This is a genomic window from Polaribacter staleyi, from assembly GCF_038024045.1.
GTDB lineage: Bacteria > Bacteroidota > Bacteroidia > Flavobacteriales > Flavobacteriaceae > Polaribacter > Polaribacter butkevichii.
Genome location: NZ_CP150665.1, coordinates 1,259,519 through 1,282,021 on the forward strand (window position 1 = coordinate 1,259,519; position 22,503 = coordinate 1,282,021).

Consider the following 22,503-nt stretch of genomic DNA (forward strand, 5'->3'; position numbering starts at 1 on the left):
ATGGAAAATCAAACAGTAAACGAAGGAAAAACAATGGCAATCATAAGTCACTTATGGATTATTGGACTAATCATTGCTTTTTTTATGAACAACAGTAAAAAGAATTCTTTTGCTAGTTTTTACATCAAACAAATGATTGGCTTAAACTTAATTCAACTTTTAAATGGATGGATTATTTATAAATTTGTTGGAATGACAGCGGGTTCTATTGTTGGTATTCTTTTATTAGTTTTATGGGTTATTTCACTTATTGGAGCTGTTAAAGGAGAAGAAAAAAGTATTCCTGTAGTTGGAGATCAGTTTCAAGAATGGTTTAAAAATATATAATCAAAATAAAAAATATAGCATACAAAATGAGCGATTTACATTATCTGATAAGACAACCAAAAACACCTACTGAAAACCCACCTTTATTGGTTTTACTACATGGCTACGGAAGCAACGAACAAGATTTGTTTTCTTTTGCAGAAGAATTACCAGATAATTTATTAATAATTAGCGCACAAGCTCCTTATGCCATGGGATCTGGAGGTTATGCGTGGTATGCTATTAATTTTGATGATATGAATGGTAAATTTTCTGATTTAGAACAAGCCAAAGAATCTATTGATAAAATTGCTCTTTTTATTGACCAAATAAAAGCAAAGTACAACACAAACCCAGATAAAACATTTTTACTAGGTTTTAGTCAGGGAGCAGCTCTTAGTTACTCTTTAAGCTTTTTCTACCCAAATAAAGTACAACATGTAATCGCTTTAAGCGCGTACATAAACACAGAATTACTACCAACTACTATTTCTAAAGAAATTAAAACAGACTATTATAGTTCTCACGGAACTGTAGACCAGATTATCCCTATAGAATGGGCTAGAAAAAGCAAACCTTTTTTAGAGAACTTAGGCCTTAATAGCGAGTATACTGAATTCCCTGTTGGTCACGGAGTTCCTCCTCAGAATTTTCATGGTTTTAAATCTTGGATTGAAGAACGTTTATAAGTTTTATTAAATCTTAAAAATATTTCTTATTACTTTTAAAAAAAATAATAAGAAATATTTTTACTCTTCTTACCGAACTTTCATTAAATATTTTAGTGAAAACATTCTCCATTTTAAAACACTAAATTCATCAAAAACAATAGATACAATTAAACTATCTTTGCATTAAAAATATATCAATGCAGTTTTCTGAATTACCTTTACATAAATCTATTTTAAAAGCAGTTGCTGAAGAGCGCTTTCACACACCAACCAAAGTACAAGAAAAAGCAATTCCATTAGTTTTAGCTAAAAAAAATGTAATTGTTTCTGCACAAACAGGTACTGGTAAAACAGCAGCTTTTGCACTACCTATTCTTCAACTTTTGTTAGAAAAAGAAGAGAAAGATATAAAAGACAAGAAAATAAAATCTTTAATTATTACGCCAACTCGTGAGTTAGCCATACAAATACTAGAAAACTTTGTAAGCTATGGCAAATACACAGATTTAACAACTACTGCAGTTTTTGGAGGAGTCTCTTTAGAGCCTCAAAAAGAAATATTAGCAAATGGTGTAGATGTTTTAGTAGCAACTCCTGGAAGATTAATTGATCTTCAAATGCAAGGAAACATAGACTTAAGCGCTATTGAAATCTTTGTACTAGATGAAGCAGATTTAATGTTAGATATGGGGTTTATTGCTGATATTAAAAAAATAGAAGCTTTATGTCCTAAGAAAAAACAGACCATGCTTTTCTCTGCTACAATTCCAGAAAAAATAGATGAATTAGCAAAAAGGATTCTAAAAAGCCCTGTTAAAGTAGAAATAAACCCAGAGGAAACAACAGCAAAAAACATTGGACAGTTATTATATTATCTTCCTAAAAAGAACAAAACAGATTTATGTTTACACTTATTGAGAAATACTATAAATGGAAAAATAATTATTTTTAGACGTACAAAATTTGGTGTTGATAAATTAGAAGAATCTTTACTTAAAAACGGATATAAAGTTACCAGTATTCATGGTGATAAAACCCAAGCAATTAGAAATAAAGCTATTGAAGATTTTAAAAATAAAAAAGCAAATATTTTAATTGCTACTGATGTTGCCGCACGTGGAATTGATATTACAAACGTAGATGCTATTATTAATTTTGATATCCCTAACATACCAGAAACCTACATTCATAGAATTGGAAGAACAGGTAGAGCAGGAAAATCTGGAATAGCTTTCTCTTTTTGTTCTCCGGATGAAAATGCATACATTAAATTAATTGAAACTTTAATTGAAAAACCAATTAAGGTAATAGCAGAACACCCTTACCCAATTGCTCCACCAAAACATAGAAAAAAACAACCAAATACGGTTAGCAAACACAGTAAAGGAAGAAAATCTGAAGCTTCTAAAAAGAATAAAAAACGTTGGTATTAAATTTTAAAGAATACCATACTAACCTATTAAAAATATCTATCATTAAAAAAACCCAAGTTTTCACTTGGGTTTTTAACTCTTTAGAGAAAAGTTCAATTAATCATCTAAATCATTTATCTTTATAATACTTTTATAGAACAACCAATTGCTCTTGTTGTTGTTTTTGATGGTTTTTTGCCAGCTAACAAAGCATCTATAACATCTTCTGCATATTTTTCTGTAACCGCATCAGCATCTCTAGAACTATTATCTACAGCACCAATATATTCAACTATCATAGCAGGCTTACTCACAATAAATACGTGTGGAGTTTTAGTTGCACCAAACTTTGGATATACTTTCTGACCTTCATCATACAAATAAGGAAACGTAAATCCTTTTTCTTTAGCTCTAACCTGCATATCCTCAAAACTATCTCCTTTAGATGCCTTCGGATCATTAGGGTTTATAGCTATTACAGGATATCCCAATTTTTTATATTTTTTATCTAAGGCAATAATTCTATCTTCATTTGCAATAGAATACGGACAATGATTACAGGTAAAAATAATAACAAACCCTTTTGCATCTTTATAATCAGATAAAGAAACCATTTTATTATCAATATTTTTCAACCTAAAATCAGCCACGGTATCTCCTACTTGGTAACCTCCATTATTTTTTACCGTAAAAGCACTTGCCACAACAACTACTAGTAATATTAAAATTGATCTTGTAAATTTCATAAGGTTTTTATTTTAAATTTATAAAACGGATTGCAACTCGGTTTCTAATTTTTCATAATCAAAAGATTCTTCGTAAAACTTTCTACTTTTTGCATTATAAATTAAGGTTGCAGGCAAAGCACCAGACCAAGTAGTATCTATTGCTTTTATCCAAACATCTTCATTTACATCATTTAACAAAACCACTCTAGATTGCAAATTATTTTTATTGATAAAAGGTATTAATCTTTTATCTATTTGTTTCGGAAAATCTAAACTTACCAAAATAACTTCTACATTTTTAGCTGCATATTCTTGGTTTAATTTTTCAAAAGCAGGCAATTCTTTTACACATGGTGCACACCAAGTTGCCCAAAAATTAACAACGTAAGTTTTACCATCATTTTTTTCTAACAAAGGTTTTAATTCATTATAAGTGTAAGACTTAACAGAGGTTACTTTCTGCGAAACCTCTTTTACTTCTTTGTCTTTACAAGAAAACAAAAGACCTAAAAACAAGAAGGAATAAAAACATTTTTTTACCATACCATAAAGCTACAAAGAAGAATTCTTACTAAAAAACAATTAACGAATCATTAACAAAAAAGCCTCATAAAAATAAATTTATGAGGCCTTTAATTATAAGTAAATAAGCTTTTTATTAGAAAATATCGTTTAAAATTTTAGCCAAACGAATTCCTCCTTTTTGCAACTGAGTTCTTACAGTTCCAAAATAATCATAAGAATATCTATATTTTAAATTTTCACCAACTTTTACAGAATTGTACACTTCTTTTGTAGTTTCATGAACTTCATCTACCCAGTCTACAAGCGTTCCTTTTTCAATAGCTTTAATTTCTTTTTTTGATAAATCTTCTGCATTATTAGCCAATTCTATATAACTCATATTCCATTCTTCAATCATTTTAGAATCCCAAACAGTGTGTAAATTAGTACCATTACCAAACCACTGAACCTGTATACCGTTTCCTCCTTTATCTTCTCTTTGCCCAATATGCAATGGCTGATGTAAATCTCCCACTAAATGCACCAACATTTTTAAGTAAAACACTTTATCTTCTTCCGCGCTATTCTCATCTTTTAAAACTTGAATGCATTTTTGAATCCCTGTAACTAAATCTCCTTTAGGATTTTTTTCTGCATCTGCATACTTTTCATCCAAATCCATATTTACATAATGCCAAGAATAAAACTCATTGTATTTTTTATCCGATTTTATTTCATCTCCATAGGTAGCTACAAATGCTAAACTTTGCCCTTTTAATAGTTTATCTATTTTTCTTTTGGCTTTGTTTGTTAAATGTTTTTCTGCAATTTTACCTGTAGTTCTATGACCTGTTGGGCCCCAAAATACCGTTTCTTCTGTTGAAGGTTTTGAGAAAAAAAATAACGATATCATTAAAAATATTTTAATATTCATCTTATGCTTTTAAAATTAAGTTGCTACAAATTTATAAAAATAATCATCACCAATTTTGGAAATAACAAAAAATATAGTATATCTTTGTGATATCATTTTAATATCATAATAAATAAAACTCATGAAAGAAGAAAAAATTATTAAACCCGCAAACGGTTATTTAATGTTATTAATCGTTTTATTATTATTTTTTGGAGGAATTGCCTTAACTGCAATCAATGAAACAATTCTATTTCTATTGGTTTCTTTGCTTGGTTTTATTGGCTTTTTCGGATTTATCTTGGTAAACCCAAACACCTCTAAAGTAATTTTATTATTTGGTAAATATGTGGGTACTATAAAAGACAACGGTTTGTATTGGGCAAATCCACTATTTAGAAAAAAAACAATTTCATTAAGAGCTAGTAATTTTGATAGTGAACGTTTAAAAGTGAATGATAAACTAGGTAACCCTATCATGATTTCCACAATTCTGGTTTGGAGAGTTACAGACACTTACAAAGCGGCTTTTGATGTTGATAATTACGAAAACTTTGTACGTGTACAAACAGATGCAGCTGTTAGAAAATTAGCGAGCATGTATCCTTATGACAATTTTGCCGACGAAGGTTCTGATGAAGATATTACTTTGAGATCTAGTGTAAATGAAGTTTCGGAAGCTTTAGAAAAAGAAATCGACGAACGCTTATCGATTGCAGGAATAGAGGTTTTAGAAGCACGAATTGGGTATTTAGCCTATGCACAAGAAATTGCATCTGCCATGTTAAAGAGACAACAAGCTACTGCAATAGTTGCTGCAAGACATAAAATTGTACAAGGAGCTGTAGAAATGGTAGAAATGGCTTTAAATGAATTAAATAAAAAACAAATTGTTGAGTTAGATGAAGAACGTAAGGCTGCAATGGTAAGTAATTTATTAGTTATTTTATGTGGAGACAAAGAAGCCTCTCCCGTTGTAAATACAGGTACGTTGAGTCATTAATTAGTGGTTAATGGAGCTAAAAAAGAAGAACTACTCCACAACTTTATTCACTTTAAATCTTTGTGCTTTTGCAGGTCAAAAGCTCAAAAACAAAAAGTAAGTTGGTCTAATAGCCTAAATAATTTTGAGGACGCAATTAACGCTCATGCTAAACAAGGTTGGCGCGTAATTAACGTATACTCCAATGTAAATGGAGGTGTTTATGCGCTTTTAGAAAAAGATAAAAACAGATAAAAATGAAAATTTTTAAAGAAGAACAACGTTTTAGACAAACTTGGTTGATTATCTTGTTAGTTATTAGTTCAATTGCCCCTATAGCAATGATGCTGAAGAAATACTTACAAAAAAACACTACACTAACCACCCAAGAATTTGTAATTACAATTGCAGTTATTTTGGTTTCAGTTACCACAATATTCTTCTTTAAACTAACCACAAGAATAGATGAAAAAGGAATTCATTACCAATTTTTTCCGTTTCACTTTTCAGTAAAAATGATTCCTTGGCGTGAAATTTCTAAAGCTTATGTAAGAAAATATCAACCGATAACTGAATTTGGTGGTTGGGGAATAAGAAGAGGATTTTTCTTTAATAAAGGAAAAGACAAAGCGATAAATGTTTCTGGTAATATTGGCATTCAATTAATTCTTAAAAATGGAGAGAAATTATTAATTGGTACACAAAAAAAGGAGGAAGCTACAAGAGTATTAGAAACTTATAAAAACAAATTAATATGATTCGTTTTATCAGCTATTTAGTAATTACATTTTTTGGGACCTTTATTTCTATTGCTCAGATAAAATCTGAAGAAATATTGATAAAAAATGAAGCCATAGAACTTCCAGGAACCTTAACCTATACAAATACAAAGGTTCCATTAATTATTTGGGTGCATGGATCTGGTAATGTAGATAGAAACGGAAATCAGTTTCCAATAATTAAGGCCAATTATATTAAACAATTTAGAGATGCCGTAAATGAAGAAAACATTGCTTTTTTTAGTTATGATAAAAGAACCGCTACTAAAAACAACACCGCTTTTTTAAAAGGCACCAAAATTGTAGATTTTTCACTTGATGTAGAAAAGGTAATCTCTCATTTTAAAAATGACAAACGTTTTTCTAAAATTATTTTAATAGGTCATAGTCAAGGTTCTTTAATTGCAATGATGGCTGCTAAAAATATTGACAAATATATTTCTATTGCAGGCGCAGGAGAAACCATTGATAAAACCATAATAAAACAGATATCAAAGAATAATGCCACCTTAGGTATTGCTGCTAAAAAACAGTTTGATACTTTAAGAATAAAAGGAAAAATAGAAGTTGTAAATCCATTTTTAATGAGTGTATTTGCAAAACAAAATCAAAATTTTTTATATTCTTGATGCAAATAAATCCTTTAGAAAAAATAAAAGAATTAAAAATTCCAAGTTTAATTATTAATGGTAACAAGGATTTACAAGTACAAATTGAAGATGCTGAAGCTTTGCATACTGCAAACTTAAATTCTAAATTGGTTATTATAAAAAATATGAATCATGTTTTAAAAGACATCCAAAAAGAAGAAGACAATCTAAAATCGTATTATTCATCAGAATACCCAATATCAGAAGAATTAGTTAAAACAATCGTTTTATTTATAAAAAAGTAACATGGCTAAAAAAAAGGCATTCGCGTTGCGAGTTAATGAAGACATGATTAAAGCTATTGAAAAGTGGGCTGCAGATGAATTTCGTTCTACAAACGGACAAATAGAATGGATGCTGATGCAAGCTCTTAAAAATGCAAAAAGAGAACCTAAAAAGAAAGAAGACAATATTTAATATTGATACAAAAAACAAAGTAACCTATCTTTTAAAAGAACACTTAACACATCTAATTAATAAAAATAAACGCTCATTTTTTACGGAGCATTTTCTATTTTGTATATTGCCTTCTTCTTAAAGTTAAATGCAAAAAAACTATTTTCTCTAAATAATTTATGACTAAAAATATAATTCTATTTTGTTTATTAATTATAGGCTTCAAATTTTACGCTCAAACACCATCCGAAGAAAATAAACTAGGAACTTGGTACATGTATAATGGCACATATAAAATTTCTAAAAAAATAAAACTTAAAACAAATGCCCATTTTAGATATTATGAACTGGCTAGCGAATATCAACAAGAAATTTATAGATTAGGAATCAATTATACTTTTAATGATAAAATTAATGTTACAGCGGGTGGCGTATATTCTATAACAGACACTTCCTATAAGACTACTTCTCCTAATTTATATGAATATCGGTTTTATCAAGATTTAAACATTAAAAATAATTGGAGGAATATTCAGGTAAAACACCGTATACGTTTGGCGCAAAGATTTAAAAGAAAAAACTTTAAAAATGAGGTAGCGCATAGAATACGGTACGGTTTATTTTTAAACTACCCTATTTCTAAAAATTATGAAATATATACTTTTAATGATCTTTTTATAAAATTTGCTTCAAAAGCATATGGTCAAAACAGAACTGGTTTTGGCATGCTTAAAAAATTAAGTAAAAATTTAAAACTTAAATTAGGTTATTTTTACACAAAATTTACAAACAGCAGCCTACATAGAATGCAATTAGGTGTTATTTTAAACACAGACTTTACTAAAAAAAACATATAAAATATGACAACCCCTATTTTTACAAATGATGCAATCGTTTTTGGAATCTTAATGCTATCACTCGGTTTTGTTTTTTACACAGAAAGCAAAACAAGTGGTTTTTGGTACAAGTTCTACAAGATTGTACCTGGTTTATTTATGGCGTATTTTATTCCGGCTATTTTTACCACATCTGGCATTATATCCCCAGAATGGGAAACTTTAAACACCGCAGGAGAGGTTATTAAAGGAAAATCTCAATTGTATTATATTTCTAGTCGTTTTTTATTGCCTGCTGCTTTAGTTTTAATGACGTTAAGTATCGATTTAAAAGCAATTTTTAACTTAGGTTCTAAAGCATTAATTATGTTTTTTACAGGAACCGTAGGAATTATAATTGGTGGGCCCTTGGCTATTTTATTAATTTCTGCTTTCTCTCCAGAAACAGTTGGTGGCGCAGATTTTGATGCTGTTTGGCGTGGTCTATCTACACTTGCAGGAAGTTGGATTGGTGGTGGTGCAAACCAAACGGCCATGTTAGAAATTTACAAATACAACCCTGCAAAATATGGAGGAATGGTGTTTGTTGATATTGTTGTTGCCAATATTTGGATGGCTGTTTTATTAATAGGTATTGGTAAAAAAGATAAAATTGATAAATGGCTTGGTGCAGATACTTCTGCCATAGAAGAGTTAAAAGAAAAAGTTTCTAACTTTGCTCAAAAGGTAAAAAGAAACCCATCTGTTACAGACTTAATGATTATTCTAGCCATAGCTTTTACTACTGTTGGTTTTGGTCATTTTGCATCGGGATATTTAAGTTCTTTTTTTAGCCATTTAGTTGCAGGAATAGAATCGGAAACATGGAGAAATATTTTCACTTTTTTAGGCTCTGGTTTCTTTTGGTTGATTAGTATTTCTACAATTATTGCCATTATCTTATCTTTTACAAAAGCTAAAAATTACGAAGGTGCAGGAGCTAGTAAAATTGGAAGTGTTTTTATTTACATTTTGGTTGCCACTATTGGTATGAAAATGGATTTAGCAATGATTTTTGACAACGTAGGCTTAATTGCTATTGGTCTTGTTTGGATGTCTATACACGCTGGTTTATTAATTTTAGTTGCCAAACTAATAAAAGCTCCTTACTTCTTTTTAGCCGTAGGTAGTCAAGCAAATGTTGGTGGTGCAGCCTCTGCTCCTATTGTAGCGCAAGCATTTCACCCTTCATTAGCAACTGTTGGTGTTTTATTGGCGGTATTTGGTTACGCTATAGGAACAATTGGCGCCATTTTATGTACCATTTTAATGGAATTATCAGCCACACTTTAAATAAAAATAAGCATATTTGCAGACGGAAAATATTAAATTTATGAAGAAAATAATTACACTTTTAGTCCTATCTATTTTAATAGTAGCTTGTTCTTCTAAGAAAGAAGGAAACATGATTGTAAAAGGGCAAATTAAAGGTCTTAAAAAAGGAACTTTATACCTTCAGAAAATGAAAGACACCCTTTTAGTTTCTGTAGACTCTGTAAACTTATTAGGAAGTGATCAATTTACGTTAACGGACAACGTAGAATCGCCAGTATTGTATTATTTAACTTTTGATGGAAATACAACAAACAAAAGAATTCTATTTTTTGGTGAAAAAGGAAACATTACAATTAACGACAACGTAGAACAATTTGGATTTAACCCAGAAATTTCAGGCTCAAAAAACCAAGAAATTTTAGATAAATACAATAAAATTAAAAGACAGTTTCAAAACCAGCGTTTAGAATTTATTCAAAAAGATTTTAACGCAAAAAAAGAAAATGACGAAGCTTTAGTGAAACAACTAGAAAAAGACTATCAAAAACTAACAAAAAGAAGAGTTTTATTTACCACTAACTTTGCAATTAACAATGCAAACACAGAAGTGGCTCCTTATATTGCTTTAACAGAAATGTATGATGCTAGTTTACAAATGTTAGATACTGTTAACAACTCTTTATCTGAAAATGTAAAAAATTCTGATTACGGAAAACGCTTTCAAGAGTATCTAAACAAAATTAAAAGCAAATAATATTTACGCTTGTTTAATTAGTACTGCTGTTTGTCACCTATGTTTGCAATAGAAGAATTTTACTTTAAAAATGATATAGAATGGCGTAATTGGCTGTCTAAAAATCATGATTCTTCTAACGGAATACATCTTATTTTTTATAAAGTAGATCATAAAAAAGAATCGATGCGTTGGGAAGAGGCTGTAAAGGTTGCCCTATGTTTTGGTTGGATAGATGCTACCGTTAAAAGTTTGGGAGATGGAAAACGCAAACAATATTTCTGCCAAAGAAAACCTAAAAGTGTTTGGAGTGCTGTAAATAAAAAGCATATTAAAAATTTAATGGCTGATGATTTAATGCATCCAAAGGGTTTAGAAATTATTGAAATTGCGAAACAAAATGGCTCTTGGACTGCTTTAGATGATGTTGAAAAGGGAATTATTCCTGAAGATTTACAAATTGAGTTTGATGCTAATAAAAATGCATTTACTAATTTTAAAAACTTTGCACCTAGTTACAGAAAAGGATATCTGTATTGGTTACAACAAGCCAAAAGAGAAACTACAAGAAAAAACCGAATTAAAGAAATAATTCGGTTTTGTAATCTTAATATTAAATCTCGTAATAACTGGTAGGTTCTTATAACCCGCTTATAAAATTACCATAAGGATCTTTAAATTGTGTGCCTTCTGCAAATCTATATTTGCTTAATTTTTTAAATTCTACCAACGCCCATAATACAAATTCTTTCATAAAATAAGTATCCACTGCATTTAAGTTTGGTTGGTATTCTTTAACAAAAGTATCTAAAGGCTTCACTTTATCTAATGCTGCTTTGTACTGTTCTTCTGTATAATCATCTAACAATTCAAAATCTTCATCGGTATTAAAAAACCAAGAAATAATGTCATCATACGGAGTTTCTGCATCTTGCTTTTCTAATTTTTTAATCTCAGGAAAGTAGCTTGGAAACAACGTTTTAACAGCATTTTTAATTAAGGTTTCTGCAACTACATGTGCACCTTCTTGTTCACCTTCGTACACCAACTCTACCTTACCTGTAATGGCAGGTATAATTCCGTCTAAATCATTTAAACGAACCATTGTTTTTTCATCACCAGAAAATAACGCCCTTCTTTCTGCAGTACTTAATAAATTTTCGAAAGCAGAAATACTTAAACGTGCACTTACACCACTTTTAGCATCTATATATTCACTTTCCCTTGCCTCAAACACAATTTGTTCTAACAAATCTTTAGCAAGTTCTGGTACTGTAATAAACTCTTTTTGAGAACTTGTTTTGTTCGCTTCTTGTTGTGTAATCGCTTTTGCGGTTTTTATATCTGCTGGATAATGCGTTAAAATTTGCGAGCCAATTCTATCCTTTAAAGGCGTAACAATACTCCCTCTATTGGTATAATCTTCTGGGTTTGCCGTAAACACAAATTGCATATCTAAAGGCAATCTTAATTTAAAACCTCTAATTTGAATATCGCCTTCTTGTAAAATATTAAACAAAGCAACCTGAATTCTAGCTTGTAAATCTGGCAACTCATTAATTACAAAAATACATCTGTTTGCTCGTGGAATCATTCCGTAATGAATTACTCTATCATCAGCATAAGATAATTTTAGATTTGCCGCTTTTATTGGATCTACATCACCAATAATATCTGCCACAGTTACATCTGGCGTAGCCAATTTTTCTGCAAAACGTTCATCTCTGTGCAACCAATAAATAGGTGTAGCGTCTCCTTTTTCTTTAATCAACTCAACGGCAAACCGAGAAATAGGGTTTAAAGGATCATCATTAATTTCAGAACCTTCTACTACAGGAATATATTCGTCTAATAAATTTACCATTAATCTAGCCAAACGTGTTTTTGCTTGTCCTCTTAATCCTAATAAATTAATATTATGCTTACTTAAAATAGCACGCTCTAATTCTGGGATTACGGTATTCTCGTAGCCATGAACTCCCTTAAAAACGGTTTCTTTACTCATTATTTTACTAATAAGGTTTTCTCGTAACTCGTCTTTAATAGATCTAGATTTGTAACCAGACTTTATTAATTCTCCTAATGTTTTTATATTTTCTAAATTCATGTTTTTGTTTTAGATGCAAGAAAAAAGATACAAGAAAAGAGATAGCACTCATCTTCTTTTATCTTTATTCTAGTTTCTTTTTTAACCTTTAATTCTCTTTTTTCTATTTGTTTCGTAATCTTCAAAAATCATTTCTCCCAAACCTTTTAATCCTGTATAAAATGCTTTTCCTTGGTTGGCTTGTGTAAACGCTCTTACAAATTGCATTAAATACGGGTCTTGTGCAATCATAAAAGTGGTAATAGGAATATGTAATTTACGGGCTTGTTGTGCCATTGCATAACATTTGTTTACAATATACTTATCTAAGCCATTACTATTTTTATAATATTGACCGTCTGGTAAACGCAAGCAACTAGGTTTACCATCGGTAATCATAAAAATTTGTTTGTTGGTATTTCTTTTTCTTCGGAGTAAATCCATTGCCAATTGCAAACCTGCCACGGTATTGGTGTGATAAGGACCTACTTGTAAATACGGTAAATCTTTAATTTTAATAGCCCAAGCATCATTACCAAAAACAATAATATCTAAGGTGTCTTTTGGGTAACGCGTAGTTATTAACTCTGCCAATGCCATGGCTACTTTTTTTGCAGGTGTAATTCTGTCTTCGCCATACAAAATCATAGAATGACTAATGTCAATCATTAAAACAGTGCTCATTTGACTTTTATGCAGCGTTTCTTCTACCACCAAATCATTTTCGGTTAAATTAAAATTATCAATTCCGTTATTTATTTGAGCATTTCTAATGCTTTCTGTCATTGATACTTTGTCTAACGCATCACCAAATTGATAATTCCTAAAATCTCCTGTATGCTCATCTCCAATTCCTGGAGATTTACTTTTATGATTCCCTGAGCCACTCCTTTTTATTTTACCAAAAATATGGTTTAATGCTTGCTGTCTAATGGCACGTTCTGTTTTCGGAGTAATTTTTGTTCCTCCGATTCCATCACCTTTTATTTCTTCTTTTATATATCCTTTCTTCTTTAAATCTTCAATAAAATCATCAATGGTATAATTCTCATCCGTTAATTTATACTCTTTATCTAAAGAACGTAACCAATCAATGGCTTCATCAAAATCGCCAGAAGTATAAGTAATCAATTCCTTAAAAATCTCAAATAGTTTTTCGAAAGGAGATTGATTTTCTGCTTCATAGGTTTTAAAAACAAAACCTTTTCTTTTTTTGTTATTTTTCATCACTATAAAAATACGCTTTTAAGCAACGTCTAAAAAAGGATTAACATTAGTTTAATATATCTGGCTATAAGTTTGTTTTATAAAACACTAAAAAGATTCAACAAAATTTAAGTATCTTTACTTTATGTCAAGAATATTAATTACCGGAGGAACAGGACTTGTAGGAACAAGACTAACAGAAATGCTGATTGCTAAAAAGCATGAAGTAGTAATTCTTAGTAGAAACCCACAAAACAAAAACGAATTTAAATGGGATGTTTCTGCCAATTATATTGATGAAAAAGCACTCATAGATACCGATTATATTATTCATTTGGCGGGTGCAGGAATTGCAGATAAACGCTGGACAGAAGAAAGAAAACAGGTAATTATTGATAGCCGGGTTAAAACAGCTAATTTACTTTTTGATAAAATAACTGCTCTAAATGTTCATTTAAAGGGATTTATTTCTACCTCTGGTGTTGGCTATTACGGAGCCATTACAAAGCAAATTACTTTTAAAGAAACAGATAACGTAGGTACAGACTTTTTAGGTGATGTTTGCCAAAAATGGGAAAATGCAGCCCATCAATTTTCTAAAAAAGACATTTCTGTAACTATTTTACGAACAGGCATTGTTTTATCTAAAAAAGGAGGTGCTTTAGAAAAAATGAAAACACCAATTATAACTCCTTTAGGTTCTGGCAAACAATTTTTACCTTGGATACATATAGAAGATTTAAGTTTAATTTACATCAAAGCCGTAGAAGAGAACTTTGCAGGTATTTATAACGCCGTGGCACCCGAACATCACACAAGTATCACTTTTTCTAAAGAATTGGCCAAAAGCATTAAAAAACCTTATTTAGGTATTGGTGTCCCTGCAGTTATCTTAAAACTGTTATTTGGTAAAATGGCCAATATTCTTTTAGAAGGCAGTAAAGTTTCGGCAAAAAAAATCGAAAAGAACGGATATTCTTTTCGATTTAAAACACTTAAAAAAGCGTTGAATAATTTATAATACTTCTTAGAAAGTACTTGTAATATTTAAAGCAACCTCACTCCATGTTTTAGAAACCCCATCTGCACCTTTATGCAAATCTAAACAAGCTGTATTTAAAGAAGCTAAAGCAGCACCTGCATTCCATTTTGTAATATCCATTGTACCCGTTAAATTAAAAACATTACCCGTAATAGTATATGTAAAAGCTACTTTTTCTGTAACTCCATTCATTTTAATTTCTGCTACACCATTAGTATCATCTGTTAACAATAACTTCCCAGAAAGTAATTTGGTGTTCTCCATAATACCAAAAAAGAATTTTTTAATTTTAAAATCTCTACTTGTATCTTTTGTAAAAACACTGCTTACAGGAATTGAAAACTCTGTATTATTAATAGCTTCTTTAATAGAGTTTCCTTCTCCACCAGAAATAATATCCACTTTTTTAAACTGACCACCAACAGGCACTTTGTCTGTAGTCTTATAAGCAACAAAGTTAATTTCGTTTTGCGCTTTCTCTAAAGAAAAAGCTGCTGTACTTTTTTTAGTTTCAATTTTATCTTCTGTTTTCTGTTCAGATTTTTTTTCTGATTTACAAGAAGAAAAGTTAAATGCTATAACCATTAATAATGATAAAATTACTACTTTTTTCATGACGTCTTTATTTATTATTATTTAAAACTACTTTTGCTAATTCTATATATTCTTTTTTTGCTTCATCAGATTTCATTCCGTTTAATTGCATCCAAGCATTTAACTTAAAAGCATTTACAACATTATGCTCATCATTAAAAGAAAATTTATTCCCAAAGTTTGCCTGCTTATTGTACGCATAAAACTTTAACTTAATATCCGGAGCAATGGCTTTTCCTAATTTAGAAATTTTATAGAAAGCTTCATTAAACTCTTTGTCTAAATCAGATTCCATATAACTATTTTTCTGCTATTAGCTGTACTCCACCTTTAACCTTGTCTCCTAAAGCCACATTTAACTTTGTACCTAACGGAAGAAAAAGGTCTACTCTAGATCCAAATTTAATAAAGCCTGCATCAGCACCTTGCACTGCGGTATCACCTACTTTTGCATAGTTAACAATTCTTTTAGCGAGTGCTCCTGCTATTTGTCTGTATAAAACGTCTCCAAAAGCTGCATTATTAACAACAACTGTAGTCCTTTCATTTTCAGTAGATGCCTTTGGATGCCATGCAAATAAATATTTTCCTGGATGATATTTACTATATTTTACTACTCCACTCATAGCATACCTTGTAACATGTACATTAATTGGAGACATAAAAATAGATACTTGTAATCTTTTTCCTTTAAAGTACTCTGGTTCTTCTACTTCTTCTATAACAACAACCTTACCATCAACAGGTGCCACTAAAACATTATCATCTAATGGAGCCACTCTTTTAGGATTTCTAAAAAATTGTAGCACAATAACTAAAAAAGCAATAATTAAAATCTGAATAGCTTTAACCAACCACGCTATCTCTAAAAAATAGTCTGCTAGTAAAATACCTACAATTGATATTATAAACGTAATAACAATTATTTTATATCCCTCTTTGTGAAAACGAATCATACTTAAATTATAAAATTAATATACAAATATACAAATGGTGCTGCAAACAACAAACTATCTAATCTATCTAAAATACCACCATGACCAGGCATAATAGTACCACTATCTTTTATATTGGCATGTCTTTTAAATTTAGATTCTACTAAATCTCCAATAGTACCAATTACACTTACTATCACTGCAATTACTAACCAATTTACTAACGTAAAATCTAAACAAAATTTACTAATAATAAAAGCCGAAATTAGCGAAAAAACCAAACCGCCTAAAAACCCTTCTTGTGTTTTTTTAGGTGAAACGGAAACAAATAACTTTCTTTTTCCAAAATTTTTACCCACTAAGAAAGCAAAACTATCATTTACCCAAATCATAACAAGAATGGCTATGATTAACTGTGGGTTATAAACTCCTTTATGAATAGGCAAAAGAATTAAAAAAACCATAGAAAATATGGCATACCTTATTAACAAACCTAATTTAGATCTCTCATCTGTAAAAGAGATTTCTTTTTTTGTAAATAAATTATAAATAAGAGATAAAGACGAAAGTATTGTAATTCCTAAAACAAAAACAACAGCATAGCTTTCTGGTCTTTTTAACATTAAAAACAATGTTAAACAAAAGAAAATATACCCAATAAAACCTTTAAATTTAATTAGTTTAGAAAACTCCCAAACACATAATAAACCAAATATAGCAGTTAAAATGACATACGATTCTTTCGAAAAAAGAATCGCTGATAAAAAAATTAAAACGTAAATTATGCCTGAAAGACTCCTTCTTAAAAGGTTACTCATATTATAAATCTTCTAATAGCAGCAAATATAAGTTTTTTGAGTTACTGTTACCGTAGTTTAAGAAATTATCATCACTTTTATTGATCTTATAATTTTTTACAGCAGAAATATTTGTGGGTAAATTCCCCTTGTGATGTATTTTAATACCTGTTAACCCTTGCCCCATATCTTTAACCAACTGACTTGTAGTTGCGTAAACAATAAAGTTTTGTGGCATTTCAGACAACTTTGTACTTTTTAACTGTCTTGAAGAAAATAAAATATCGCCATTATCTGCTATTAAATGTTCGCAATTTAAGAAAACAGGAATCTCTGAATTAAAATTTTTATATATTGTTACATCTTCTTTATTAAAAAAAGAAGCTAGTTCATTATCTAAAAGCGTTAATTGTTTCCAATTATTCTCTTTTAAAATGTTTTTTAAGTTATCTATAACTTCAGATTCCTTTAAACAATATAAAAACTTACCTCCTTTTTCTACAAAATTATGCACGAACAAGTCGTCCAAAGAAAGATCTACTTCTTGTTTTTGGATTTCCTTATCTTCCGTAACCGGTATATTGAATAACTTTTTAAAAAAATTCATTTAATAAATATTTTATTTAAACCAACTATCCTCGAGGCATCGCTTCGAGGATAATTCATTTTATTTTGAAATTAAGATCAAAATCAAAAATCTGTATTTTAAAATACTTGTTTTCAAAGTAATTAATCACAACAGAAACACCGAAGTATTACAACAACGAATTCTTTTTGATTAAAGATATTTATTTTTCAGTAGTAGGCTCTACAGAAGTAACATCTTTCTTTTCTTCAATTATTTCAGCTTGAACATCATCAAAAGGTCTTTTTCCAAATATCTTTTCTAAATCATTTTTAAAGATTACTTCTTTTTCTAATAATAATTCAGCCAAAGTGGTTAACTTATCTCTATTATCCCCTAATATTTGAATCGCTCTTTCGTATTGCGCTTCAATCATTTTAGAAATTTCTTTGTCGATGCTCTTTGCAGTATCCTCACTATAAGGTTTTACAAAACCATCGTTACCAGAAGAATCATAATAGGTAATATTCCCTAACTCTTCATTTAATCCATAAACGGTAACCATAGCTCTTGCTTGTTTGGTTACTTTTTCTAAATCACTTAAAGCTCCTGTAGAAATCTTATCAAACATTACTTTTTCTGCAGCTCTACCTCCCATGGTAGCACACATTTCATCTAACATTTGCTCTGTTTGCACAATCATTCTTTCTGCTGGCAAATACCAAGCAGCTCCTAAAGATTGACCTCTTGGAACAATCGTTACTTTTACCAATGGAGCAGCGTGTTCTAACATCCAACTAATGGTTGCGTGCCCTGCTTCATGAAAAGCAATTACTTTTTTCTCACTTGGCGTAATTACTTTGTTTTTCTTTTCTAAACCTCCTACAATTCTATCTACAGCATCTAAGAAATCTTGATGATGTACTGCTTTTTTACCATTTCTGGCAGCAATTAAGGCAGCTTCATTACACATATTAGCAATATCTGCTCCAGAAAAACCAGGAGTTTGTTGTGCTAAGAAACCAATTTTAACATCTTCTGCTAATTTTAATGGTTTAATATGAACTTCAAAAATTTCTTTTCTTTCGTTGATATTAGGTAAGTCTACATAAATTTGTCTATCAAAACGACCTGCACGCATTAACGCACTATCTAAAACATCTGCTCTGTTGGTTGCTGCTAATACAATAACATTTACATCGGTACCAAAACCATCCATTTCTGTTAGTAATTGATTCAACGTATTTTCACGTTCATCATTACCACCTGTCATACTGTTTTTACCACGCGCTCTACCAATAGCATCAATTTCATCAATAAAAATAATAGAAGGCGATTTTTGAGCCGCTTGCTTAAACAAATCTCTTACACGAGAAGCACCTACACCTACAAACATTTCAACAAAATCTGAACCAGATAAAGAGAAAAAAGGAACATCTGCTTCACCAGCAACGGCTTTAGCCAATAATGTTTTTCCTGTTCCCGGAGGGCCTACTAATAAAGCTCCTTTTGGTATTTTACCTCCTAAAGAGGTATATTTTTCTGGGTTTTTTAAGAAGTCTACAATTTCTTGTACCTCTTCTTTAGCTCCTTCTAAACCTGCTACATTTGCAAACGTAGTTTTTACTTTAGTGTCTTTATCAAATAATTTAGCTTTCGATTTTCCGATGCTAAAAATTTGACCGCCACCACCAGATCCACCAGCGCCACCAGACATTCTTTTCATAAAAAACAACCAAACTCCTATTAATATAATGAATGGTAAAAAGCCTAAAATAGTATCAAAAATACTTGTTTTATTCTCGTTTTTTATATCAAAATCTAAACCATTTTCTTGTCTTGATTTTTCTATATTATTTTCAAAATTTTGTAAATCACCAAAATTATAATCATAAAAAGACGATCCTTGTGTATAAAAAGCAGAATTAATTGTCTTTCTGTATCGCTCTTTCTTTTGAGCCTCTTTTTTGATATAAATTTGAGCTATATTGTTATTTAAAACAACAATTTTAGAAATATCGTTCTCTTTTAAAATCTCATTAAACTCATTTTTTGAAATGCTTTTAGTAGCTAAATCTCCGCTACTAAAAAACTGAAAGGCCATTATTATAACAAATATTGCACCATATATCCAATACGCATTAAACTTAAATTTAGGCATATTCGAATTACTATCTTTCTTTAAATCACTCATTTACTTAAAAAATAAAAAAATTAAACTGATTTTATCTCTGTTATTTTTGCATCACCCCAAAGACTTTCTATATCATAATACTCTCTAATGTGTTTTTGAAAAATATGAACAGCAACGTTTACATAATCCATTAAAACCCACTCAGAGTTTGTTTGTCCTTCTATGTGCCAAGGTTTGTCTTTAAGCTCTTTGCTCACTATTTTCTGAATAGAACCAGCAATTGCATTTACTTGTGTATTTGAGTTACCAGAGCAAATTATAAAATAATCGCATACAGTATTCTCTATATCTCGTAAGTCTAATAATTGAATATCTTCCCCTTTAACTTCATCAATCCCTTTAATAATTAAAGCAATTAAATCATCTGTACTTACTTGTTTTTTTGTCATTAACTTTTTTCTATATTTAACGCAAAGTTATTATTTTTTTGCGAGTATTTTATGTATTATTACAGTTGTTTACACTTTATTTAACACTTGAAAATAATCAAACTTAGTGCCACCGATTCTACAAATTCTTTTTTAAAGGATTTATCTCAAAATTCTCCCTTAGAGAATTTTACTACTGTTGTTGCCATAAACCAAACCAACGGAAGGGGTCAGCAACAAAGTAAATGGGTATCTGAACCTTATAAAAACCTAACGTTCAGCACTTTTATCTCTTTTAAAGATTTAAAAGTATTTCAAAAAAAATATTTAAATTTTGCTATTTCCTTGGCTATTTATGATGTTTTATTGACTAAAAATTTAGCTAAAATTGCTATAAAATGGCCAAACGACATTCTGTCAGCAACCCATAAAATTTGTGGAATTTTAATAGAAAATACTTTTTCTGGAGATAAAATTAAGAATTCTTTTATAGGAATTGGCCTAAATGTGAATCAAGAAATTTTTCCGGAGCACCTAACTAACGCCACATCTTTAAAATTAGAAACCGGTTTAGAATACAATTTAGATCGTTTACTAAATACTATTTTGATTGCATTTCAAAAAAATATAAAATTATTAGAAAGGCAAGAATTTGATTTTTTAGAAGAGCGATACCTCAACGTTTTATACAAAAAAAACACCCCTACTATGTTTAAAAATAGTAAGGGCGAAATTTTTATGGGTATTATTTTCGGAATTTCGTATCACGGAAAACTACAAATTCAATTAGAAGATGATCGCATCCTAGAATTCGGAATTAAAGAAGTTTCTTTTCTTTAAAGCTTTCCGATATTTTCTGTAAGTGTATCTACAAATTTAGTCAATGGTTTTTTTATCATCATTGCCATCATAGCATTAAACTCACCATCAAATTTTAAAGATACTTCCGTTTTATTTTCTGACAACTCATTAATATCCGCAGACAATGTAAAAGGTAATTTACTACTTGCTGCCCCTAAAGTAATGTTAGAAAATTCTGTTTTTTCTTTTAACACCAATCTAATTTCTGGCATCCCCGGTAATCCAAATATAAAAGAATCTCCATCTACCTCAAACTTTTGAATGTTCTCTGGCATTATTTCTTTAAAATTCTTCAAATTTGTAAAAAAAGTAAATACTTCTTGGGCAGATTTATCTATGGTTACTGTATTTCCGTTAATATTCATCTTTTTTATTTTATTGTTTCCAGGTACTCGGACTTTTTCTCCAATCGTTTAACGTAATCAATTCCTTATCAGTAATATAATTACTATCTAAAGCTTGTTCTAACAAGTTTTCGTAACTACTTAACGTAGTTAACCCTACATTTTTTTCTTCAAAATTCTTAGTTGCTACATCAAATCCGTAAGAAAAAATGGCCACCATACCTTTTACAACAGCACCTGCTTCTTTTAAAGCATCTACCGCATTTAAGCTACTGTTACCTGTACTTATTAAATCTTCAATAACTACAACATTTTGCCCTCTTTCTAAATGCCCTTCAATTTGGTTCTTTCTACCATGTTTTTTTGGCTCTGGCCTTACATAAATAAAAGGAACTCCTATTTCTTGAGCCACTAAAACTCCAATTGCAATTGCACCGGTAGCAACACCAGCAATTACATCTGGTTTACCGTATTGTAACTCTACAATTTTTGCAATTTCTTCTTTTAAAAAAACACGAACTGGAGGATAAGATAGCGTTATTCTGTTATCACAATATATTGGAGATTTCCAACCTGATGCCCAATTAAAAGGGTCATTGGGGCTTAACTTTATTGCTTTTATTTGCAATAAAAGTTCAGCTGTTTTTTTTGCCGTATCTTTGTTTAAAATCATATCGCAAATGTATAAAGTTTTTGTAAATGATACGCCAATAATTATCACTTCTTCTTCAAAAAAAGAAAATATTTTTCCTGTTTACAACTTTAAGAATGTTCTTTTTGATGATATCATTCATAAAATAAACAACAAAGAGCTAAAAGGTATTAATTTATATAGCACTGACTTAGAGAATGATTGGAAATCTTTTTTAAGTAATATGAAGGTAATTCCCGCCGCAGGCGGATTGGTGCTAAACCCCAAAAAAGAAATTCTATTTATTTTTAGAAATGGCGTTTGGGACCTACCAAAAGGTTGGGTAGAAAAAGGAGAAACCATAAAAACAGCCGCTATTAGAGAGGTAGAAGAAGAGTGTGGCATTTCTAACTTACACCTTATAAAACCTTTAGTAACCACCTACCATATTTATTTTCATAAAGGAATAAAGCTAAAACAAACCTATTGGTTTTTAATGTCTTCGGATGATCAAAAAGAATTAACACCTCAATTAGAAGAAGGAATAACCCAAGTTACCTTTAAAAACGAAGCTGAAACCAAAGAGGCGCTGGCAAATTCTTATGCAAATATTCAATTAGTGTACGATACTTACAAAGAAGGATAGTTTTTTAAAA

General features: G+C 30.2%; 30 protein-coding genes. 16 read left to right on the forward strand and 14 right to left on the reverse strand.

All coding sequences use genetic code 11. From position 1 onward, the window contains the following. The 3 genes from WHD07_RS05450 to WHD07_RS05460 all read left to right on the forward strand — a co-directional run bounded on the left by WHD07_RS05450 (nt 1) and on the right by WHD07_RS05460 (nt 2,410). The gene (locus WHD07_RS05450) at nt 1–327 is read left to right on the forward strand and encodes a DUF4870 domain-containing protein (protein WP_105047911.1); all 327 of its coding nucleotides are present in this window, start codon (nt 1–3) and stop codon (nt 325–327) included. Nucleotides 328–353: 26 nt separating this feature from the next. Beyond that, a complete protein-coding gene (locus WHD07_RS05455; protein ID WP_343330376.1) occupies nt 354–995 on the forward strand; it encodes an alpha/beta hydrolase in 642 nt (213 codons plus the stop codon). 179 nt (nt 996–1,174) lie between these two features. Beyond that, entirely contained in the window at nt 1,175–2,410 is a 1,236-nt protein-coding gene (locus tag WHD07_RS05460) for a DEAD/DEAH box helicase (RefSeq protein WP_343330377.1), read from the forward strand. 119 nt (nt 2,411–2,529) lie between these two features. Here the strand turns inward: WHD07_RS05460 and WHD07_RS05465 are convergent, their stop codons facing one another. From WHD07_RS05465 to WHD07_RS05475, 3 genes are all read right to left on the reverse strand, one after another. After that, complete coding sequence (locus tag WHD07_RS05465; RefSeq protein WP_343330378.1) at nt 2,530–3,135, reverse strand: thioredoxin family protein; 606 nt, start codon at nt 3,133–3,135, stop codon at nt 2,530–2,532. Nucleotides 3,136–3,153: 18 nt separating this feature from the next. Further along, nucleotides 3,154–3,660: a TlpA disulfide reductase family protein gene (locus WHD07_RS05470; protein WP_343330379.1), complete on the reverse strand. Its 507-nt coding sequence runs from the start codon at nt 3,658–3,660 to the stop codon at nt 3,154–3,156. A 115-nt stretch (nt 3,661–3,775) separates the two neighbouring features. Continuing rightward, nucleotides 3,776–4,555, reverse strand: a complete 780-nt coding sequence (locus WHD07_RS05475; RefSeq protein ID WP_422897651.1) for a S1/P1 nuclease — start codon at nt 4,553–4,555, stop codon at nt 3,776–3,778. 121 nt (nt 4,556–4,676) lie between these two features. On the opposite strand from WHD07_RS05475, the gene WHD07_RS05480 reads away from it, so the two are divergent. From WHD07_RS05480 to WHD07_RS05520, 10 genes are all read left to right on the forward strand, one after another. After that, a complete protein-coding gene (locus tag WHD07_RS05480; protein ID WP_343330381.1) occupies nt 4,677–5,537 on the forward strand; it encodes an SPFH domain-containing protein in 861 nt (286 codons plus the stop codon). A 3-nt stretch (nt 5,538–5,540) separates the two neighbouring features. After that, entirely contained in the window at nt 5,541–5,771 is a 231-nt protein-coding gene (locus WHD07_RS18260; protein WP_422897652.1) for a DUF4177 domain-containing protein, read from the forward strand. Between the two features lie 2 nt (nt 5,772–5,773). Continuing rightward, entirely contained in the window at nt 5,774–6,274 is a 501-nt protein-coding gene (locus WHD07_RS05485) for a hypothetical protein (RefSeq protein ID WP_343330382.1), read from the forward strand. Next, nucleotides 6,271–6,924: an alpha/beta hydrolase family protein gene (locus WHD07_RS05490; RefSeq protein ID WP_343330383.1), complete on the forward strand. Its 654-nt coding sequence runs from the start codon at nt 6,271–6,273 to the stop codon at nt 6,922–6,924. Before WHD07_RS05485 ends, WHD07_RS05490 begins: the two co-directional genes overlap by 4 nt. Continuing rightward, the gene (locus tag WHD07_RS05495) at nt 6,921–7,190 is read left to right on the forward strand and encodes a hypothetical protein (protein ID WP_343330384.1); all 270 of its coding nucleotides are present in this window, start codon (nt 6,921–6,923) and stop codon (nt 7,188–7,190) included. The genes WHD07_RS05490 and WHD07_RS05495 overlap by 4 nt, the downstream gene beginning before the upstream one ends. Before the next feature lies 1 nt (nt 7,191). After that, nucleotides 7,192–7,362, forward strand: a complete 171-nt coding sequence (locus tag WHD07_RS05500) for an Arc family DNA binding domain-containing protein (RefSeq protein ID WP_343330385.1) — start codon at nt 7,192–7,194, stop codon at nt 7,360–7,362. Between the two features lie 158 nt (nt 7,363–7,520). Continuing rightward, a complete protein-coding gene (locus WHD07_RS05505; RefSeq protein WP_343330386.1) occupies nt 7,521–8,198 on the forward strand; it encodes a DUF2490 domain-containing protein in 678 nt (225 codons plus the stop codon). Nucleotides 8,199–8,201: 3 nt separating this feature from the next. Beyond that, a complete protein-coding gene (locus WHD07_RS05510) occupies nt 8,202–9,509 on the forward strand; it encodes a DUF819 domain-containing protein (protein WP_105047900.1) in 1,308 nt (435 codons plus the stop codon). Between the two features lie 40 nt (nt 9,510–9,549). Beyond that, the gene (locus WHD07_RS05515) at nt 9,550–10,245 is read left to right on the forward strand and encodes a DUF4369 domain-containing protein (RefSeq protein ID WP_105047899.1); all 696 of its coding nucleotides are present in this window, start codon (nt 9,550–9,552) and stop codon (nt 10,243–10,245) included. 39 nt (nt 10,246–10,284) lie between these two features. Further along, complete coding sequence (locus tag WHD07_RS05520; protein ID WP_343330387.1) at nt 10,285–10,860, forward strand: YdeI/OmpD-associated family protein; 576 nt, start codon at nt 10,285–10,287, stop codon at nt 10,858–10,860. A gap of 4 nt (nt 10,861–10,864) precedes the next feature. On the opposite strand, the gene WHD07_RS05525 is transcribed toward WHD07_RS05520, so the two are convergent. Both WHD07_RS05525 and WHD07_RS05530 read right to left on the reverse strand, forming a co-directional pair. Continuing rightward, nucleotides 10,865–12,331, reverse strand: a complete 1,467-nt coding sequence (locus WHD07_RS05525) for a magnesium chelatase (protein ID WP_343330388.1) — start codon at nt 12,329–12,331, stop codon at nt 10,865–10,867. Nucleotides 12,332–12,412: 81 nt separating this feature from the next. Then, nucleotides 12,413–13,537, reverse strand: coding sequence for a vWA domain-containing protein (locus WHD07_RS05530; protein ID WP_343330389.1), 1,125 nt, complete (start codon nt 13,535–13,537; stop codon nt 12,413–12,415). 124 nt (nt 13,538–13,661) lie between these two features. Between WHD07_RS05530 and WHD07_RS05535 the strand changes: the two genes are divergently transcribed. After that, nucleotides 13,662–14,537 (forward strand): TIGR01777 family oxidoreductase, encoded by an 876-nt coding sequence (locus tag WHD07_RS05535; RefSeq protein WP_343330390.1) that lies wholly within the window; start codon nt 13,662–13,664, stop codon nt 14,535–14,537. Between the two features lie 6 nt (nt 14,538–14,543). Here the strand turns inward: WHD07_RS05535 and WHD07_RS05540 are convergent, their stop codons facing one another. From WHD07_RS05540 to rsfS, 7 genes are all read right to left on the reverse strand, one after another. After that, nucleotides 14,544–15,173: a YceI family protein gene (locus WHD07_RS05540; RefSeq protein ID WP_105047894.1), complete on the reverse strand. Its 630-nt coding sequence runs from the start codon at nt 15,171–15,173 to the stop codon at nt 14,544–14,546. Between the two features lie 7 nt (nt 15,174–15,180). Then, nucleotides 15,181–15,447, reverse strand: a complete 267-nt coding sequence (locus WHD07_RS05545) for an acyl-CoA-binding protein (RefSeq protein ID WP_105047893.1) — start codon at nt 15,445–15,447, stop codon at nt 15,181–15,183. A 4-nt stretch (nt 15,448–15,451) separates the two neighbouring features. Further along, nucleotides 15,452–16,108, reverse strand: a complete 657-nt coding sequence (locus WHD07_RS05550; protein WP_343330391.1) for a phosphatidylserine decarboxylase family protein — start codon at nt 16,106–16,108, stop codon at nt 15,452–15,454. A gap of 2 nt (nt 16,109–16,110) precedes the next feature. After that, nucleotides 16,111–16,905 carry a phosphatidate cytidylyltransferase gene (locus WHD07_RS05555; protein ID WP_343330392.1) on the reverse strand — a complete coding sequence of 265 codons (795 nt, stop codon included), beginning with the start codon at nt 16,903–16,905 and terminating at the stop codon, nt 16,111–16,113. Nucleotide 16,906: 1 nt separating this feature from the next. Then, nucleotides 16,907–17,491, reverse strand: a complete 585-nt coding sequence (locus WHD07_RS05560) for a hypothetical protein (protein ID WP_105047890.1) — start codon at nt 17,489–17,491, stop codon at nt 16,907–16,909. Nucleotides 17,492–17,672: 181 nt separating this feature from the next. Then, nucleotides 17,673–19,643 carry an ATP-dependent zinc metalloprotease FtsH gene (ftsH, locus tag WHD07_RS05565; RefSeq protein ID WP_105047889.1) on the reverse strand — a complete coding sequence of 657 codons (1,971 nt, stop codon included), beginning with the start codon at nt 19,641–19,643 and terminating at the stop codon, nt 17,673–17,675. A 20-nt stretch (nt 19,644–19,663) separates the two neighbouring features. After that, on the reverse strand, nt 19,664–20,032 hold the full coding sequence (gene rsfS, locus WHD07_RS05570; RefSeq protein ID WP_343330393.1) for a ribosome silencing factor: 369 nt from the start codon (nt 20,030–20,032) through the stop codon (nt 19,664–19,666). Between the two features lie 87 nt (nt 20,033–20,119). On the opposite strand from rsfS, the gene WHD07_RS05575 reads away from it, so the two are divergent. Then, nucleotides 20,120–20,851 (forward strand): biotin--[acetyl-CoA-carboxylase] ligase, encoded by a 732-nt coding sequence (locus tag WHD07_RS05575; RefSeq protein WP_343330394.1) that lies wholly within the window; start codon nt 20,120–20,122, stop codon nt 20,849–20,851. On the opposite strand, the gene WHD07_RS05580 is transcribed toward WHD07_RS05575, so the two are convergent. After that, nucleotides 20,848–21,237, reverse strand: coding sequence for an SRPBCC family protein (locus WHD07_RS05580; protein WP_343330395.1), 390 nt, complete (start codon nt 21,235–21,237; stop codon nt 20,848–20,850). The genes WHD07_RS05575 and WHD07_RS05580 overlap by 4 nt on opposite strands. Before the next feature lie 10 nt (nt 21,238–21,247). Beyond that, nucleotides 21,248–21,889 (reverse strand): orotate phosphoribosyltransferase, encoded by a 642-nt coding sequence (gene pyrE, locus WHD07_RS05585; RefSeq protein ID WP_343330396.1) that lies wholly within the window; start codon nt 21,887–21,889, stop codon nt 21,248–21,250. 7 nt (nt 21,890–21,896) lie between these two features. Here pyrE and WHD07_RS05590 point away from each other — a divergent pair, with 7 nt between their 5' ends. Continuing rightward, nucleotides 21,897–22,493 carry an NUDIX hydrolase gene (locus WHD07_RS05590; RefSeq protein WP_343330397.1) on the forward strand — a complete coding sequence of 199 codons (597 nt, stop codon included), beginning with the start codon at nt 21,897–21,899 and terminating at the stop codon, nt 22,491–22,493. Nucleotides 22,494–22,503 lie beyond the last annotated feature (10 nt).